Below are 15,955 nucleotides of genomic sequence, written 5' to 3'. Positions count from 1 at the left end.
GGCCTGCGAGTTCTCCGGCGCCGGTGACGGACACTGGACCGGTCAGGATGGACGAGCCACGGCCGGGCAGGCGGGCCGGCGACGGAAGGCAGACGCATGACCCACCCGATCACCGTGGGCGTGGACGGATCACCCGAGAGCAGGGCGGCGTTGGCCTGGGCGGGCCGGGAGGCCGTCCGCCGGGGTGTCGCCCTGCGGGTGGTGTACGCCTGGCACTGGCCCCCGCATGACATGGTCGGCGGTGGCGACCGCGAGGAGCAGGCACTCTGGGCACGCGACATGGCCGAGGACGCGGCCCGCTCGGTCGGCGACCGGCACGGCGATCTGCGGGTGACGGCCGACGTGCTCGACGGCGACGCGGTGGAGGCCCTGCTGGCCGTCGCGGCCGAGACCGGGACCCTGGTCCTCGGATCGCGCGGATACGGCGCGTTCGTCGGCTTCCTGCTCGGCTCCGTCGGACAGCGGGTGATCTCCGAGGCGCCCTGCCCGGTCGTGCTGGTGCGTGCGGAGGACCGGCCCGAGGCGGAGGCGGGAGGCCGGGAGATCGTCGTGGGCCAGCAGGGCGGTCCGGAGGACGGTGCGGCCGGTCTGCGGTTCGCGTTCGAGACCGCGGCGGCACGTGGCGCGACGGTGCGGGCCGTACGGGCCTGGAGTCTGCCGCCGGTGTTCGCCTACAGCCCCGCCTCGCTGAAGCTGCTGGACGAGGCCGGCGGCCTGGAGCCGTACGAGAAGAAGGCGCTGGCGGAGGCGCTCCAGCCGTGGCGGGAGCGCTTTCCCGGGGTGCCCGTCGTCGAGCACGTCGAGATGGGCAGCGCGGGGCAGGTGCTGCTGTCGCTCTCCGGCCAGGCGCAGCTGATGATCGTCGGGCGCCGGGCCGAGCGCTCCGCGGTCGGTGTGCGGATCGGCTCGGTGGCCCACGCGGTGATCCACCACGCGCCCTGCCCGGTGGCGGTGGTTCCGCACTCCTGAGGTCCCGTCGGGACGCGGCCGTGTGGCACCGGCCGCGTCCAAGTCCCGAAGTCATGCCGGGTGGCGAGGCCGGTCCGGAGCAATCTTGACGACCCGGCGCCGGTGATGGCCCAATTCGGCTGCTCCCTGTACGAGTTCCAGGTCTGGGGCACGGGAGGCAGCGTCGCCGCCGCGTATCCCGCACTGCCCCGGGAACAGACGGGGACCTGCCAGAACCGCGTTCTTCGACGACTTCACGGGCGCGAGGGTCGCACCCGTCCGGGCGGCGGCACCTACGACTTCACCTCGGGACGGAGCAACATCGACGATCCCTCGGTCTCCTGGCACTCGCCCTGCTGGGGGCTGCCCCAGCCGAGCGTCGACCGGGTGGCGGCCGGGGGAGTCCAGGCCGAGATCGACTGGGTGCGCGTCGAGCGGAAGAGGTGAGGCGGCCCCGGGCCGGGCGCGATCCTAGGTGTTGCCGGCCCGGGACATCCGCAGGGCGAGATCCTGGAGAAGATCGGCCGTCTTGACGTCGCTGCGACCTGAGTCGTGGAGATCGGCGAGTTCGGAGAAGAGGAACGCGAAGGCGCCCACCAGCGAGATCGCGGCGGGCAGATAGGCGTCCGCGACCGCCTGCCCGGCCTCCGCCGGGCCGGCGTCGCCGGGCACCTCGACGCTCGGGAACACCTCGGTGACGAGTGCGCCCAGATTGTTCTCGGCCGACTCGACCCCGTCCTCCTCGTCCTGGGCGATCCTGCGCACCATCGCGTTGGTCTCGGTGAGCACGCCGATGGCGCGCAGGATGATCTCCGTCTGTTCCATGCTGTGAGCCTAAACGGGCGAAGGCCCGCTGTGACCGGGATCTTGGTCTCGGGATGGTAGACAGGGCCCATGAACGACATCTCCCGCTCCCGCCAGGCCGGCGCGCGATGACCGCAGGCATCGACACCCCCGACCGCCGGGGCCGCACGGGACTCGACCGGGTGGGCCGTGACCTGACCGGCAACCCCCGGGTCAAGATCCGCGACGTACAACTCCTCTCGTGCCACTGGTACGTGGAGCGCACCACGACCTTCGACCTCCAGCTCGCCGACGGAACCTGGAGCACCCAGGAGCGCGAGACCCACGACCGCGGCAACGGAGCGACCCTCCTGCTGTACGACGCCGACCGCGAAACCGTGCTGCTGACCAGGCAGTTCCGCTATCCCGCGTATGTCAACGGGCACCCGGACGGCATGCTGACCGAGACACCGGGCGGCCTCCTCGACGAGGCGGACGAGCACCCCGAGGTCGCCGTGCGACGGGAGGTCATCGAGGAGACCGGGCACACCGTCGGCGCGGTCGAGCACGTCTTCGACGTCTATATGAGTCCGGGCTCGGTCACCGAGCGGGTGAGCTTCTACGCCGCCTCCTACGGCCCGTCGACCCGCACCCACGAGGGAGGCGGACTGGACGAGGAGGGCGAGGACATCGAGATCGTCGAACTGCCCTTCCGTGACGCCCTGGCGATGGTCCGCACCGGGGACATCGCCGACGCCAAGACCATCATGCTGTTGCAGTGGGCCGCCTTGGAGGGCCCCTTCAAGAAGGCTTGACTTGAAGAGCACTCCATCTTCCAGACTCCCGTTCAGGCCCGGGGACTTCGGGCCCGAACGGGAGGGAACACCATGCGGTACCGCACGATCGGCACGGACCCGAGGACCCGTCGCGAGGTGAGCGTGCTCGCGCTCGGCGCGATGCTGTTCGGCTCACTGACCGACGAGGAGACCTCCTTCGCCATCCTCGACCGCTACGTCGAGGCCGGAGGCACCTTCGTCGACACGTCGGACAACTACGCCTTCTGGATCGACGGCGGCCAGGGCGGCCAGAGCGAGGAACTGCTCGGACGCTGGCGGCGCAGCCGGGGCATCGGCGACGAGATCGTCCTCGCGACCAAGCTCGGAGCACGACCGCTGGCCCCGGGGACCAGCTACGAGGACAACCCCGAAGGCCTGTCCGCCGAGGCGATCCGCGAGGCGGCCGAGCGGAGCCGGGAACGCCTCGGAGTGGAGAAGATCGATCTCCTGTACGCGCACATCGAGGACCGCACCGTCGCGCCGGGCGAGACCGTCGGGGCGTTCGCCGAACTCGTCGAGGAAGGAAACGTCGGACTGCTCGGTGTGAGCAACCACGCCGTCTGGCGCGTGGAGCGGGCCCGCGCCCTCGCCGCCGCGGCCGGTCTGCCCGGCTACGAGGTCCTCCAGTACCACCACAGTCTTCTGCGCCCCCGCTCCGACATACCGAGCGGACTCTTCCCCGAGGGCGGTCTCGGAGCGGCGACCGGGGAACTCGTCAGCTATCTGGGGGCCGAGCCCGGCCTGACGCTGGTCGCCTACTCGCCGCTGCTGGGTGGCGGGTACGGACGGCCGGACAAGCCGCTGCCGTCCGACTACGACCACCCGGGGAACGCCGTCCGGCTCGCCGTGCTCCAGGAGGTGGCGAAGGAGACGGGGGCGACCATGAACCAGGTCGTGCTGGCCTGGCAGATCGGCGGCGAACTGCCGGTGATCCCGCTGGCGGGTGCGTCCTCGGTGGCCCAGTTGGAGGAGAACCTGGCCGCGGTGGACCTGGAACTCACCCCGGACCAGCGGGCCCGCCTGGACGCGGCCCACTGACACCCTTCGAGCCGGGACGGGCCGCCGAGAGCGAGCCGAACGGCACCGCCTACGAGCCGAACAGCACCGCCTAGTGGCTCTCGCCGTCGATGGGCGTCCAGCGGGTGGTGAGCAGCAGGGCGATGTCGTCGGGGCGCTCGTTGGCCCGCCTGGCCTCCGCGGTGAGCAGATCGGCGGCGCGGGACAAGGAGGGGCCGCCCGGTCCGAGGCGCTGCGGGGGGCCCGCCCGGGCCAGGGTCGCGCGGAGTGCTTCGACACCCTCGTCGATGTCCGTGCCGGGGCGCTCGACCAGACCGTCCGTGTAGAGGGCCAGCACGGCGTCGGGCTCCAGCATCAGATCCGTCACGGGGTAGTCGGCGTGCGGATCCACGCCGAGCACCACGCCGCCGGGCAGGTCCAGGACCTCGGTGCGGCCGTCGGGATGGCGCAGCAGGGGCTGCGGATGCCCGGCCCGCGCGGCCCGGGCGACACCGGTGAGCGGGTTGACCCGGACATAGCAGCAACTCGCGAACTGGCCCGGGTCGAGGTCGATGAGCAGCCGGTTGGTGCCGCTCATCACCTCGTCCGGAGAGTGGTCCCCGAGCGCGAACGCCCGCACAGCGCTGCGCAGTTGACCCATGGTGGCCGCGGCCTGGACACCGTGCCCCTGTACGTCGCCGATGACGAGGGCCAGTCCGTCGCCGGCCTCGACGACGTCGTACCAGTCGCCGCCCACGTCCATGCCGACGGTGCCGGGCAGATACCGGCCGGCGGTCTGCACCAGGGGATGCGCCGACAGACGGTGCGGCAGCAGAGCCTCCTGGAGCCCGCGGGCGAGGGCCGCCTCGTTGTCGTAGCGCCGTGCCCGCTCCAGGGACTGGGCGATCAGGCCGGCGAGCGCGGTGAGGACCGTGCGCTCCTCGGTGCTGAAGCTGCGGGGCCGGTCGAAGCCGAGGATGCAGGAGCCGACCGGGCGCCCGGAGGCGATCAGCGGCAGGAAGGCCCGGGCCCCGACCGTGGCGTCCAGGGCGATGCCCGGATAGGCGGCGGCCAGCTGTTGCATCGACTCGAAGAAGAGCGGGCGGCCGCTGGTGAGCGCCTCGACCCCGGGCAGTTTGGCGTCCAGGCCCACGCCGTCGAAGGGGGCGAGGAATCCCTGGGGGAAGCCGGTCTCCCAGGCCAGGTACAGCCGGCGGTCCTGGAGCAGATAGATGGCGAGGCGGCGGCTGCCGAACGCGGGCAGCAGTTCGCGCATCACCACCTCGGACACCTGCCGTGCGGTGACGGCCTCGGTCAGCGCGATCGCGAGGACGATGGGCCGGTACAGCGGCGCCGTGGTCGGGACACCGGTGTCGGGCTCGTCGAGGTCGGCCCCGAGAGCCTGCGCCGCCTCCGCCTCGAAGGGCGTGTTCCCGGCGGCTTCCGTGGCCCGCCCCAGCGGCATGATTTTGCAGGTCACACCGCCGGGGCCGGGATAGACGGAGAAGCTCAGCCAGGTGCCCGCCGGGCGTCCCGGAACCGTCTCGGTGCCGTTGCCCAGCGGGCTCCGGGCGCGGAAGTGCACCGGGTCCGGCGAGAGCAGCGCACCCCGCAGATGATCCTCGTACGCGGGGCCGTCCATCCACGGCACCACGTCCCAGAGCAGCCGCCCCATGAGTTCGGCGCGCGGGCGGCCGAGCAGTTCGGCGGCGCGTGGGTTGGCGTAGGTGATCAGCCCGAGCCGGTCGAGGGCGAAGACGCCTTCCGGGAGCTGGTCGGCCGCCCCGTCCGCCGCGGGCCCGGGTCCCGGGTCGACGAGCGCGCCGCTGACCCGGTAAGGCGGGACGCCCGCTCCCCCTGAGGTCCACAGCTCGAGGAGCCGCAGTCCCCCGCTGCCCGTGCGTACCGGCAGCGGATGGGGCGGCGGCCGGCCGGCGGACGTCTCGCGCAGTGCGGCCAGCAGCAGCCGGGGTTCGTCGTGGGCGACGGCGTCGGCGAGGGCCTCGGGCGTTCCCGCGAAGTCGTCCCGGGGGATCCCGAGCAGGGCCCACAGAGCGTCGTCCGCGATCATGGTGTTGTCTGCCGGATCCCAGGTGAAGCCGCCGACGCACCGGGTGGACGGGCCTTCGGCCGGCGGCCGTGTCCCCAGCGGTTCCGCGTCCCACAGGACCGGGGACCCGTGCTTGTTCAGCACCGCCAGGCCCGCTCCGAGCTCCGCCGCCACCGCTGTCATCCGGTCGCGGTCCGGCAGGACCGCGGTGGCGTCCGAGGCCGGCGGTCGCAGCACGGTGAGGACGCCGTACGGGGTCGAGTCGCCCACGACCGGCACGTAGAGCGAACCGAACTGGAACGGCAGCCCCGCCGCGAGCTGCGGATAGCGGCGCATCGTGTCCGCCGGATCGGCGAGGAGTACCTCCACACCGAGCCGATGGGCGTCCGCGACCGGAAACGGCCGGTCCATGTGCATACGCCACCAGGGGCGGAAGAGGGGGCCCGGCAGTCCGGCGAGCACGGCGAGACGCAGCAGGCCGGGCGTGGTGGAGCGCAGGTAGACGCCTCCCGCGAAGCCGCGGGCCGCCCGGATCGCGTCCGTCACCGCGTCACTGAGCAGGGCTGCCAGGCTGTCCAGCGCCTGGTCCTCACGCTCGGCGCTCCCTGTCATCGATCTGCCCTCGTCCGCCCGCCGCCAGGGGGGTAACACAGCAAGAATGCGCCTCTCAGGTCCCTGACCGCACCTCGACGTCCTCCGCGGCACCAGGACGTGAGGCCATTCTTCCCGGCCGCGCCCGGATGTGCCCAGCGCGAACATACCGGGTCGGGGAGGTTCAGGAGCTGTCCGTGAGCGAGTGATTCAAGAAGCCGGTCCGCGTACGAGCGTCTCCGCGGCGACGGCCGCCACGGCTTCGGCCATCGCGCCGAGCGCGGGGAAGTCGAGCTTCCACTGCTGCCAGAAGAGCGGAACGTCGACGCCCCGGCCGGGCAGGAGATGGACCAACCTCCCCGCGCGCAGCAGCGGTTCGGCCTGGGCCTCGGGCATCATGCCCCAGCCCATTCCGGCCACGACGGCGTCGACGAACCCCTCGGACGTGGGGACGAAGTGGCGCAGCGCGCTCGCTCCGGGACCGCCGGCGAGGGCGCGGACGAAATCGTCCTGGAAGTCGTCGTTCCGGTCGAAGGCCACCACCGGGGCGGAACCGATCGTGTCGCGCAGGGGTGTGCCGGTCGTGGTGCCGAGCCACTGTCCGGCGCAGCCGGGGCTCGCGACCGGCAGGTAGCGCATCCGCCCGAGGGCGCGGACGGAACAGCCGGCCACGGGGTCGGGCGACGACGTCACCGCCGCCATCACCGCTCCCTCGCGCAACAGGGCGGCCGTGTGGTCCTCGTCCTCGCGGCGCAGTTCGAAGCAGAGCCGGAGCTCCTTGGGCACGCGGGTGAGCGCGGGCAGGAACCAGGTCGCCAGCGAGTCGGCGTTCACCGCGATCGACAGCCTCGTGGGCTCCCCGGATCCGGACATGCCGAGCTCGGCATGCGCGTCGCGCTCCAGCCGGGCGAGCCGGCGCGCGAAACGCACCACGATCTCGCCGGACTCGGTCGGCCGCACCGGTTTCGTCCGCATCAGCAGAACCCGGCCGGCGCGCTGTTCGAGTGACTTCACCCGCTGGCTCACCGCCGACGGCGTCACATGGAGCGCCGCGGCCGCCGCGTCGAAGGTGCCCTCGTCGACCACGGCGAGCAGGGTGCGCACCTGGTCGAGGGGGAGTTCCGTCATCACGATCGCTAATGTTACGTAAGAATCTTTAGCTGTACTCCCGACGATCCGCTTTCTAGCGTCGAAGACATGACAGACGCCCTCACCACCGCGGTCGCCGGATTCGGCTCCGGCCTCTCCCTCATCGTCGCCATCGGCGCCCAGAACGCCTTCGTCCTGCGCCAGGGCATCCGCAGGGACGCGGTCCTCGCCGTGGTGGGCATCTGCGCCCTGTCCGACGCGGCCCTCATCGCGCTCGGGGTCGGCGGGGTCGGTGCGGTGGTGGTGGCCTGGCCCGCCGCGCTCACGGTGGTCGGGCTGATCGGCGGCTGCTTCCTCGTCGGCTACGGGGTCCTCGCCGCCCGGCGGGTGCTGAAGCCCTCGGCCCTGACGGCGGCGACCGTGTCCACGGGCTCCTGGCGCCGTGCCGTCCTCACCTGCCTCGCCCTGACGTGGCTCAACCCGCATGTCTACCTGGACACCGTGTTCCTGCTCGGCTCGCTCGCGGCCGACCGCGGATCGCTGCGCTGGACGTTCGGGCTGGGCGCGGCGCTCGCCAGCCTGTGCTGGTTCGCGGCCCTCGGGTTCGGTGCCCGGCTGCTCGGCCGCTTCCTGGCCCGGCCCGCGTCCTGGCGCGTGCTGGACGGCCTGGTCGCGACGACGATGATCGCGATGGGCGCCGCGCTGATCGCGGGCGGGTGAGCTGTCGTACGCCGTCGTACCCCTGATCCGCGAGCACGGGCCGCCCGCCCTGCGAGCACGTGCCGCACGATGCACGGGCACCAATCCGGTCCCCGGGGGACACACCCCGCTCACGCTCGGCCATAGTGATCCCGGAATCGAAAGATGTATCGAGCAACCAGGACGAGCGTGGACACGAGCGAGAGCAGTACGGACAGCGGCGCCGCGGAGCAGGACGCGAGCGCCGAACCCGAGCGGGCCGACCGCTCCGGATGGCGTCGCTGGGCCATGGACACCCGGCCGCTGCGCCGCCCCGCCTACCGCCGGCTGTGGTCCTCCACCGCCGTCACGGCAGTGGGCAGCCAGCTCACCGCGGTCGCCGTGCCCAAGCAGATCTACGACATCACCGGCTCCTCCGCCTGGGTCGGCTACGCGAGCCTCGCCGGACTGCTGCCCCTGGTGGTCTTCGCCCTGTGGGGCGGCGCCATCGCCGACAGCGTGGACCGCCGCAAACTGCTGCTCGTCACCAATATCGGCATAGCCGTCACCTCGCTGCTCTTCTGGGTCCAGGCCGTCACCGAAATGGAGTCGGTGCCCGTCCTGATGGTCCTGCTCGCCCTGCAGCAGGCGTTCTTCGGCCTCAACTCCCCGGCCCGCAGCGCGTCCATCGCCCGGCTCGTCCCGGCGGACGAACTGCCCGCCGCCAACGCGCTCGGCGCCACCGTCATGCAGACCGGCTCCGTAGCCGGGCCGATGCTCGCCGGAGCGCTCATTCCCCTCATCGGGCTGCCCGATCTGTATCTGATCGACGCCCTCGCGCTGACCGTCACCGTGTGGGCTGTTCTGCGGCTCCCCGCGCTGCCACCCCTCAAGGGATCGGCCTCCCGGCGGGCGGGCCTGCGCGAAGTGGTGGCCGGCTTCCGCTACATCGCCCTGCACAAGGTGCTGTTGCTGTCCTTCCTCGCCGACATCATCGCCATGGTGTTCGGCATGCCGCGCGCCCTGTTCCCGCAGCTCGCGGCCGAGACGTACGCCCCGTACCGCGAGGGGGTGGCGCTCGGGCTGCTGTTCGCGGCGATCCCCGTCGGCGCGGTCGTCGGCGGACTCATGTCCGGTACGTTCTCCCGTGTCCGCCGGCACGGTCTGATGGTCATCGTCGCGGTCGCGGCCTGGGGCGCGGCCATCACCGGCTTCGGACTCAGCAGCAGCCTGTGGGTCGCCGTGGCCTTCCTGGCCCTGGCCGGAGTCGCCGACATGGTCTCCATGGTCTTCCGCGGCGCCATCCTGCTGTCCGCCGCCACCGACGAGATGCGCGGGCGTCTCCAGGGCGTGTTCACGGTGGTCGTCGTGGGCGGCCCGCGCGTCGCCGACGTCCTGCACGGCACGGCCGGATCGGCGTTCGGCGCACCCGCCGCGGTGGCCGGCGGCGGCCTGCTGGTGATCGTGGCGGTGCTGGGTCTCGCCCTGGGCACACCGGCCCTGAGGCGTTACACAATCTGAATACCGAAACGACCATGGTGGTTCTAGAGTGACCGCCATGGGGGACACGCGACCTACCTCGGAATTCCACGCGCAGAACATCAGCGCGGACAGTACGGCCCGGCTCGTGGGCGCCCTGGATGCGCAGGACGTCAACGACGGCGTACAGCGGCTGCGTTCCTGGGCGCACGCCGCCCTGGGTGTGCGGCCCGGAGAGCGGTCGCTCGACATCGGCGCGGGCACCGGCTCGCAGACCCGGCGCCTCGCGGCCGCCGTGGGTCCCCGGGGCAGGGTGCTCGGCATCGAACCGAACCCCGGCCTGCGGACGGTGGCCGAGCAGCGCGCGATCGAGGAGCGCAGCGCGGCCCGCTTCGCGGACGGCGACGCCCTCGCGTTGCCGCTGCCCGACGCGACGGTCGACGTGGTGTGGTGCGAACGCGTGCTCCAGCACCTGGTCGAGCCGGAGAAGGCCGTCTTCGAGATAGCGCGCGTGCTGCGCCCCGGCGGGCGGGTCGCCCTGCTGGACACCGACTGGGCGACCACGATCCTGCACCCCGGCGACCCCGAGACGGTCGCCGCGCTCACCTCCGGCGCGCTGTCCGCGGCCGCCGACCCGTACTCCGGACGCAAGCTGGTGGGGCGGCTCACGGCCGCCGGACTGGTCATCGACGACCGTGGATCGCAGGCCCTGCTCCAGGAGCACACCTCGGTCGCCTGGCCGCTCATCCGCATGCTGGGTGATTCGGCGCTGAAGCGTGGACTCATCGTCGAGGCCCAGCGCGACCGGCTGTACGAGGAGCTCACGGAGGCGGCGCGGCAGGGCGGCCTGCACATGTCCGTGACCATGTTCGGGGCCGTGGCACACCGTCCGGAATGATCCGGAATACAATGGAATGGCCGTCGCTGACGGGCTAGTACGCAAATTTCCCCTGGTATTGGGGGTACGCGAACACCATGAACACCGCGAGCTACGACCTCATCGCAGCAAGTTCTACGTTGAACGCGGGCGCCGCCTTCATCGGCGGCCTCGTCATCGCAGGTGCGCTCGTCTGGGCCGTCCGGATGGGTATCAGGGTGCGGCGCCTGGAATCGCCGCCACCCACTCCCGAAGAGCAGCCCAGCCTGCCCGACGGCGGGGCGGTGCACGAGGAACGGGAGATGCGGGAACCCGACGAGGTCCCGCACGCCGCGAACGAGAGCGAGCGGCTGATGCCGTACAACATGCACTCCGCGGGTACCAAACACGCCGATGACCAGCATCGCAAGCGCTGGCAACCGGGATCGAGCGGGTCCTTCGGCAGCGGCGGACCGGGCAGGACCTGACCGGGACGCGAAGGAGCCGGCCGCTCGCGCGCGGCCGGCTCCTTCGCGTCGCGACCGCGCAGCCGGACGGCGCGTGCGGCGGACAGGCCGAACCTTCGTACGTCCTCCGGAGATCGGACCCCTCATCCGTCCCACGGATCACGGGAGATCGGCCGCCGAGTCCTCGGGCGCGAGGTCGGGACGCAGCCGCAGCCATGACGGCTGGCGCAACAGCCCGGCCCGGGTACGGGTGCTGTAGCGGACCTCGCCCACCAGCCGGGGCAGCACCCAGCGCGCCTCGGCCGCTCGCGGGAGGCTGTCGAAGGGGCAGCGACCGGTCTCGGCGGCCCGCAGGAGCCGGGCCAGTTCGACGCGCTCGGCCTCGCTCCAGCCGGTGCCCACGCTCCCCACATAACGCAGCTCCCCCGCGTCGCGCTGACCCACGAGCACGGCGCCGGGCAGTCCCGACAGGCGCCCCTTCCCGGGGACCCAGCCGCCGACGAGGACGTCCGCGGTCCGCATGTTGCGGATCTTCACCCAGGACCGTGAGCGCACGCCGGGCTCGTAGACCGAGTCCAGCCGCTTGCAGACCAGCCCTTCCAGGCCGCTCTCCCGTGTCGCCCGCAGGGCCTGCTCGCCGTGCCCCACGAGGGCCGCGGGCGTCGACCAGAACGGGCCGTCGAGGGAGAGACTCTCCAGCACCTGGCGCCGTCGCGCGTACCGCCGGCCCGTGAGGTCGTCGCGCAGACGCATCACGTCGAACAGGACGAGATGAGCGGGCGCCTGATCCGCGCGCCGCGCGGCCTTGCCCGGCGACCGGGCGAGTCCCATCCGGGACTGCAACAGCTGGAAATCGCCCCGGCCCTGGTCGTCCAGGACCAGCACCTCGCCGTCCAGGACCGCCGCGGTCGTGCCGAGAACGCCGCCCAGGGCGCGGAGTTCCGGATAGGCGGCGGTGATGTCCTCCCCGGAACGGGCCCGCAGCAGCACGCTGCCGTCCCCGGGCAGATAGACCACGGCACGCTGGCCGTCCTGCTTCGTCTCGTACGCCCATCGCATGTCCTGCCCGGCGGGTGGCAGGGTTCCGGGGGTCGCGAGCATCGGGGCGATCAGCGGCAGGTCCACAGCTGTTCTGTCGACACACCGCCGATCACCCACGCTTCGCCGCCGCCCGTTTCGCCTGATCGGCCGCGCGGGACGGCTCCTCCCGGGTTCAGGGGGCGTCGCCCCAGCCCTCCAGCGCCTGGGCGATCAGGGTCTGAAGGCGCAGTCCGCGGTGGGCGTCGAGCTCGCCGGAACGCCCCGACCGAACGGCCGTGGCGAACTCGCGGCGCAGTACGGGCCAGGACTCCTCGTGGTCGAGCGCTCCGCCGTCGAAGACCAGTTCGGGGTGTCGGCCGAACAGCTCGACGCGGGTGATGCCGCGCTCGACGTCGACCGATCCGGACAGGGAGGCCTGGCTCACGGCGCCGTTGTCGTGCTCGCAGGTGAGTTCGACCCAGCGCCGCGGGTCGCCGGCTCCGCGCAGCCGGACGATCGGCCCCAGTGCCGCGTCCAGCAGATCGAGAACGTGGGGTCCGAGGTCCAGCAGCGCCCCGTGCTCAAGACGCCAGGGGGTCGCGAAGTCGCCGCCCAGGAAGGCGCCGCTGAGACAGCAGGACCGCGCGCCCGAGACGTCCGCTGCCCGCGCCTCGGCGAGGAACTTCCGGGTGGCCGGGTGATAGCGGTTCGTCAGCACGAGCTGGGAGACGACGCCCGAGGCGTCGATGGCGTCCACGAGCCGCCGCGCCGAGGGCAGATCGAGCGCGAGCGGCTTCTCCAGGAGCAGGGCCTTGCCCGCCTCGGCCGCGCGCAGGGCGAGTTCGGCCTGTACCGAGGGCGGAACCGAGAAGGCGACCGCCTCGCAGTCGTCGAGCAGTTCCTCGAACGTCGCGGCGACGGCGGCGCCGTGCGGAGCCGCCGTCTCACGGGCGGCCTCCGGCCGGCGTGCCCACACCGACGTCAGCCGGGTCTCGGGTCCGGCGGCGAGCACCCGTGCGTGCACGGCCCGCGCCCAGGGCCCCGCGCCGACGAGCCCCACCCTCACGGGTGCGTGAGTCCAGGCGGGCGAGGTTGTGGTCACGGGCATCTCCTCTGCGGTGTGCGGGGCCTGACGCACCGTCGACCGGGGGCGCCGCCGACGAGGCAGGCGGCGGCGGCCCGGCGTCGGATCATCGGACGTGTGGACAGACTTCACCACGCCGGCGCCGTGTTCGACCAGGAGGGCGGACCTCGCGGGCGTGCCTCCCGGCCCGCCGGGCTCACAGGGGCGCGGGAACCCGGCGTGCGAACGGGGGAGAGCGCGCCTCTGTCCCTCGCGACAGGCCACGCGCCATCATGCGGGGCATGGATCCCACACAGGACAAAACAGGCTTCGCGGGCGGTTCGGGCCTGCCCGCGCTGCCGGAGGACTGGCAGCGATGTCTCGCCGTGGCCGCGCACCCGGACGACATCGAGTACGGCACCGCGTGCGCCGTCGCGCGGTGGACGGCGCAGGGCAAGCAGGTGAGCTATCTGCTGGCGACCCGGGGGGAGGCCGGCATCGATGGCCTCCACCCGGACCGGGCCGCACCGCTGCGCGAGGCCGAGGAGCGGGCCGGTGCCCTGCAGGTCGGTGTCGAGACCGTCGAGTTCCTCGATCACCACGACGGCGTCGTCGAGTACGGGCTCGGGCTCCGCCGGGAGATCGTGCGCGCTCTTCGCCGCCACCGGCCCGAGATCGTCGTGTCCGGCGCGTTCACCGTGCGGATGATCGGCGGCATCACCAACCAGGCGGACCACCGGGCGGTGGGCCTGGCCGCCCTCGACGCGGCCCGCGACGCGGGGAACCGCTGGATCTTCCCCGAACTCGCCGACGAGGGGCTGGAGCCCTGGAACGGTATCCGGATGGTGTGCTTCGCCGGAGCGGAACAGCCCACCCACGGCGTCGACGTCACCGGCGAACCCCTCGAACGCGGCATCGCCTCGCTGGAGGCTCACGCCGAGTACACCAAGGGCCTGGGAGCGGGCGCCTTCGAAGCGCGGCCGTTCCTCACCTGGGCGGCCGGCATGGGCGGATCCGCGCTCGGCGTCGAATCCGCCGTCCTCTTCGACGTCCACCAGCTCGTCCCCGACGGCCCGCCGCCCTGGGTCTGAGCGCGACACGTCCGACTGCGGGGGCGGGTCATCGAGCAGTCCGGACCGGCCCGGCGAGCGGCGACCGGAAGCGGCCCGTGAGCGGGAACCCGGACCGACCCCGCCGGCCGGCGCCTGGACCGGACCGTGAGCAGCGACCCGGACCGGTCCCGGCACGGCGAGCGGCGGTCGGCCGGGGCACCGGAAGGGGGTCGGCCGTCGCGGCGGCCCAAGTTCCCCGGCGCCTCCCCGAGTCGGCCCTCTTCCGCCGGGACACCGCGATCGCCGACACGGCACGGGCGCAACCTTGACCTGATGCTGAGGGTCGGCGGGCGGAGCGGCTCGTAGGCTGTGCGCGAGTGATCACCGTCGAACCGGAGGAGCGAACGTGACACCACGCCCGCAAGAGGCCGCACGACGCACAACTGTCCTTCGCCGCGAAGCCGTTGTCGCGGCCGTCCCCGTCGCCCTCGCCGCGCTGCTGACCGCGGCAGGACCGGCCACGGCGGCCGGGACCGTGGGCTCCGCCGGCGCGGGAGACCCGTACTTCCCCCTCTCGGGCAACGGCGGCTACGACGTCCACCACTACGACCTGACCCTGGGATACGACCCGGGGAGCGGCCATCTCGACGGCAAGGCGGTCATCACCGCCCGGGCCACCCAGCGGCTGACCCGCTTCGACCTCGACCTCAGCGGGCTGAAGGTCACCGGCATCACCGTCGACCACGCCAAGGCGGCCTTCGCGCGCGACGGCCGGGAACTCGTCGTCACCCCGCGGAAGGCCCTGGGCAAGGGCAAGGAGTTCCGCGTCACCGTCACCTATTCCGGCAAGCCCAAGCCGGTCACCGACCCCGACGGTTCCCTCGACGGGTGGATCCCCACGGACGACGGCGCGTTCGTGGCCGGTGAACCCCAGGGCGCGATGACGTGGTTCCCCGCCAACAGCCACCCCACGGACAAGGCGTCGTACGACTTCACGCTGACCGTCCCCAAGGGACGTACCGCCGTCGCGAACGGTGTCCTGCTCGGACAGCGGACCACCGACGGCCGGACCACCTTCCGCTGGCGGCAGTCCGAGCCGATGGCGGCCTACCTCGCCACGGCGACCGTCGGAACGTTCAAGGTCGAGCAGTACACCACCCGCGACGGCCTCAAGGTCTACAACGCGGTGGACCCCCGCGAGGCGACCGCCGCCGCTCCGGTCCTGAAGAAGCTGCCGTCCGTCCTGGCCTGGGAGAGCAAGCTCTTCGGCCCCTACCCGTTCCGGGCGGCCGGAGCCATCGTCGACCGGGCGCCGCAGGTCGGCTACGCCCTGGAGACCCAGACACGGCCCGTGTACGACTCCGCGCCGGACCTGGACACCCTCGTCCACGAGAGTGCCCACCAGTGGTTCGGTGACTCCGTCACCCTGACCAAGTGGAAGGACATCTGGCTCAACGAGGGCTTCGCCACGTACGCCGAGTGGCTCTACAACGAGCAGCACGGCGGCAAGACCGCGCAGCAGACCTTCGACTCGCTCTACGCCACCCCGGCGGGCAAGGACCTGTGGGCCTTCCCGCCCGCCGATCCCGGCAGCGGCGAGCACATCTTCGAGACACCGGTCTACGCCCGCGGGGCCATGACCCTGCACAAACTGCGCACGGCCGTCGGCGATCCCGCGTTCTTCCGCATCCTCCGCTCCTGGGCCGCCGGCCACCGTGGCGGGCACGGCACGACGGCCCAGTTCATCAAGCTCTCCGAGCGGGAGTCCGGAAAGGACCTCTCTGGCCTCTTCCACACGTGGCTCTTCACGGCGGGCAAGCCGGCCTCCCGCTGACGGACGGTGGCCCGGGTGGCTGCGGGACGGCTCAGGCCGGCCGCAGCCACACGGTCGCGAGCGGGGGCAGCGTCAGTTCGATGCTGGTCGGCCTGCCGTGCATGCCGATCGCCTCGGCCTTGACGGGGTCGGGGTTGGTGATGTCGCTGCCGCCGTAGCGGAGGGTGTCGGTGTTGAGGATCTCGTGCCAGGCGGGGATGTCCTCGGGGACGC

General features: G+C 72.5%; 16 protein-coding genes. 10 read left to right on the top strand and 6 right to left on the bottom strand.

The window, feature by feature from the left end; translation table 11 throughout:
• Window positions 1–96 precede the first annotated feature (96 nt).
• Together ACWD68_RS04240 and ACWD68_RS04235 are read left to right on the top strand one after the other, a co-directional pair.
• Window positions 97–969 carry a universal stress protein gene (locus ACWD68_RS04240; RefSeq protein ID WP_451804940.1) on the top strand — a complete coding sequence of 291 codons (873 nt, stop codon included), beginning with the start codon at window positions 97–99 and terminating at the stop codon, window positions 967–969.
• Window positions 970–1,071: 102 nt separating this feature from the next.
• Window positions 1,072–1,395 (top strand): hypothetical protein, encoded by a 324-nt coding sequence (locus tag ACWD68_RS04235; RefSeq protein WP_451804939.1) that lies wholly within the window; start codon window positions 1,072–1,074, stop codon window positions 1,393–1,395.
• Window positions 1,396–1,419: 24 nt separating this feature from the next.
• On the opposite strand, the gene ACWD68_RS04230 is transcribed toward ACWD68_RS04235, so the two are convergent.
• The gene (locus ACWD68_RS04230; RefSeq protein ID WP_451804938.1) at window positions 1,420–1,773 is read right to left on the bottom strand and encodes a hypothetical protein; all 354 of its coding nucleotides are present in this window, start codon (window positions 1,771–1,773) and stop codon (window positions 1,420–1,422) included.
• A 107-nt stretch (window positions 1,774–1,880) separates the two neighbouring features.
• Here ACWD68_RS04230 and ACWD68_RS04225 point away from each other — a divergent pair, with 107 nt between their 5' ends.
• On the top strand, window positions 1,881–2,546 hold the full coding sequence (locus ACWD68_RS04225) for an NUDIX domain-containing protein (protein WP_451804937.1): 666 nt from the start codon (window positions 1,881–1,883) through the stop codon (window positions 2,544–2,546).
• A gap of 72 nt (window positions 2,547–2,618) precedes the next feature.
• Complete coding sequence (locus ACWD68_RS04220; protein ID WP_451804936.1) at window positions 2,619–3,605, top strand: aldo/keto reductase; 987 nt, start codon at window positions 2,619–2,621, stop codon at window positions 3,603–3,605.
• Between the two features lie 70 nt (window positions 3,606–3,675).
• Here the strand turns inward: ACWD68_RS04220 and ACWD68_RS04215 are convergent, their stop codons facing one another.
• Window positions 3,676–6,225: a SpoIIE family protein phosphatase gene (locus tag ACWD68_RS04215; RefSeq protein ID WP_451804935.1), complete on the bottom strand. Its 2,550-nt coding sequence runs from the start codon at window positions 6,223–6,225 to the stop codon at window positions 3,676–3,678.
• 189 nt (window positions 6,226–6,414) lie between these two features.
• Window positions 6,415–7,335 carry a LysR family transcriptional regulator ArgP gene (locus tag ACWD68_RS04210; protein WP_451804934.1) on the bottom strand — a complete coding sequence of 307 codons (921 nt, stop codon included), beginning with the start codon at window positions 7,333–7,335 and terminating at the stop codon, window positions 6,415–6,417.
• 66 nt (window positions 7,336–7,401) lie between these two features.
• On the opposite strand from ACWD68_RS04210, the gene ACWD68_RS04205 reads away from it, so the two are divergent.
• The 4 genes from ACWD68_RS04205 to ACWD68_RS04190 all read left to right on the top strand — a co-directional run bounded on the left by ACWD68_RS04205 (window position 7,402) and on the right by ACWD68_RS04190 (window position 10,794).
• Window positions 7,402–8,013: a LysE/ArgO family amino acid transporter gene (locus tag ACWD68_RS04205; protein WP_451804933.1), complete on the top strand. Its 612-nt coding sequence runs from the start codon at window positions 7,402–7,404 to the stop codon at window positions 8,011–8,013.
• Between the two features lie 168 nt (window positions 8,014–8,181).
• A complete protein-coding gene (locus ACWD68_RS04200; protein WP_451804932.1) occupies window positions 8,182–9,492 on the top strand; it encodes an MFS transporter in 1,311 nt (436 codons plus the stop codon).
• A 37-nt stretch (window positions 9,493–9,529) separates the two neighbouring features.
• A complete protein-coding gene (locus tag ACWD68_RS04195) occupies window positions 9,530–10,348 on the top strand; it encodes a methyltransferase domain-containing protein (RefSeq protein WP_451804931.1) in 819 nt (272 codons plus the stop codon).
• Between the two features lie 77 nt (window positions 10,349–10,425).
• On the top strand, window positions 10,426–10,794 hold the full coding sequence (locus ACWD68_RS04190) for a DUF6479 family protein (RefSeq protein WP_451804930.1): 369 nt from the start codon (window positions 10,426–10,428) through the stop codon (window positions 10,792–10,794).
• A 138-nt stretch (window positions 10,795–10,932) separates the two neighbouring features.
• On the opposite strand, the gene ACWD68_RS04185 is transcribed toward ACWD68_RS04190, so the two are convergent.
• Entirely contained in the window at window positions 10,933–11,898 is a 966-nt protein-coding gene (locus tag ACWD68_RS04185) for an ATP-dependent DNA ligase (RefSeq protein ID WP_451804929.1), read from the bottom strand.
• An 88-nt stretch (window positions 11,899–11,986) separates the two neighbouring features.
• On the bottom strand, window positions 11,987–12,901 hold the full coding sequence (locus ACWD68_RS04180) for a Gfo/Idh/MocA family protein (protein WP_451804928.1): 915 nt from the start codon (window positions 12,899–12,901) through the stop codon (window positions 11,987–11,989).
• 257 nt (window positions 12,902–13,158) lie between these two features.
• On the opposite strand from ACWD68_RS04180, the gene ACWD68_RS04175 reads away from it, so the two are divergent.
• Together ACWD68_RS04175 and ACWD68_RS04170 are read left to right on the top strand one after the other, a co-directional pair.
• The gene (locus ACWD68_RS04175) at window positions 13,159–13,947 is read left to right on the top strand and encodes a PIG-L deacetylase family protein (protein ID WP_451804927.1); all 789 of its coding nucleotides are present in this window, start codon (window positions 13,159–13,161) and stop codon (window positions 13,945–13,947) included.
• A gap of 367 nt (window positions 13,948–14,314) precedes the next feature.
• Complete coding sequence (locus tag ACWD68_RS04170) at window positions 14,315–15,742, top strand: M1 family metallopeptidase (protein WP_451804926.1); 1,428 nt, start codon at window positions 14,315–14,317, stop codon at window positions 15,740–15,742.
• A 31-nt stretch (window positions 15,743–15,773) separates the two neighbouring features.
• Here the strand turns inward: ACWD68_RS04170 and ACWD68_RS04165 are convergent.
• Window positions 15,774–15,955, bottom strand: a 182-nt coding sequence (locus tag ACWD68_RS04165) for an alpha amylase C-terminal domain-containing protein (RefSeq protein ID WP_451804925.1), incomplete at its 5' end; no start/stop codon positions are given.

Source organism: Streptomyces sp. NPDC005141, from assembly GCF_053599975.1.
Note: the sequence above shows the minus strand (reverse complement) of the source record. Positions and strands in the feature narration are given on the sequence as shown.

What these genes read in the sequence shown, in the direction of transcription:
- ACWD68_RS04215 (WP_451804935.1), bottom strand. Translation starts at nt 6,225, where the DNA reads ATGACAGGGAGCGCCGAGCGTGAGGACCAGGCGCTGGACAGCCTGGCA.
- ACWD68_RS04225 (WP_451804937.1), top strand. Translation starts at nt 1,881, where the DNA reads ATGACCGCAGGCATCGACACCCCCGACCGCCGGGGCCGCACGGGACTC.
- ACWD68_RS04240 (WP_451804940.1), top strand. Translation starts at nt 97, where the DNA reads ATGACCCACCCGATCACCGTGGGCGTGGACGGATCACCCGAGAGCAGG.
- ACWD68_RS04230 (WP_451804938.1), bottom strand. Translation starts at nt 1,773, where the DNA reads ATGGAACAGACGGAGATCATCCTGCGCGCCATCGGCGTGCTCACCGAG.
- ACWD68_RS04190 (WP_451804930.1), top strand. Translation starts at nt 10,426, where the DNA reads ATGAACACCGCGAGCTACGACCTCATCGCAGCAAGTTCTACGTTGAAC.
- ACWD68_RS04175 (WP_451804927.1), top strand. Translation starts at nt 13,159, where the DNA reads ATGGATCCCACACAGGACAAAACAGGCTTCGCGGGCGGTTCGGGCCTG.
- ACWD68_RS04220 (WP_451804936.1), top strand. Translation starts at nt 2,619, where the DNA reads ATGCGGTACCGCACGATCGGCACGGACCCGAGGACCCGTCGCGAGGTG.
- ACWD68_RS04195 (WP_451804931.1), top strand. Translation starts at nt 9,530, where the DNA reads ATGGGGGACACGCGACCTACCTCGGAATTCCACGCGCAGAACATCAGC.
- ACWD68_RS04180 (WP_451804928.1), bottom strand. Translation starts at nt 12,901, where the DNA reads ATGCCCGTGACCACAACCTCGCCCGCCTGGACTCACGCACCCGTGAGG.
- ACWD68_RS04205 (WP_451804933.1), top strand. Translation starts at nt 7,402, where the DNA reads ATGACAGACGCCCTCACCACCGCGGTCGCCGGATTCGGCTCCGGCCTC.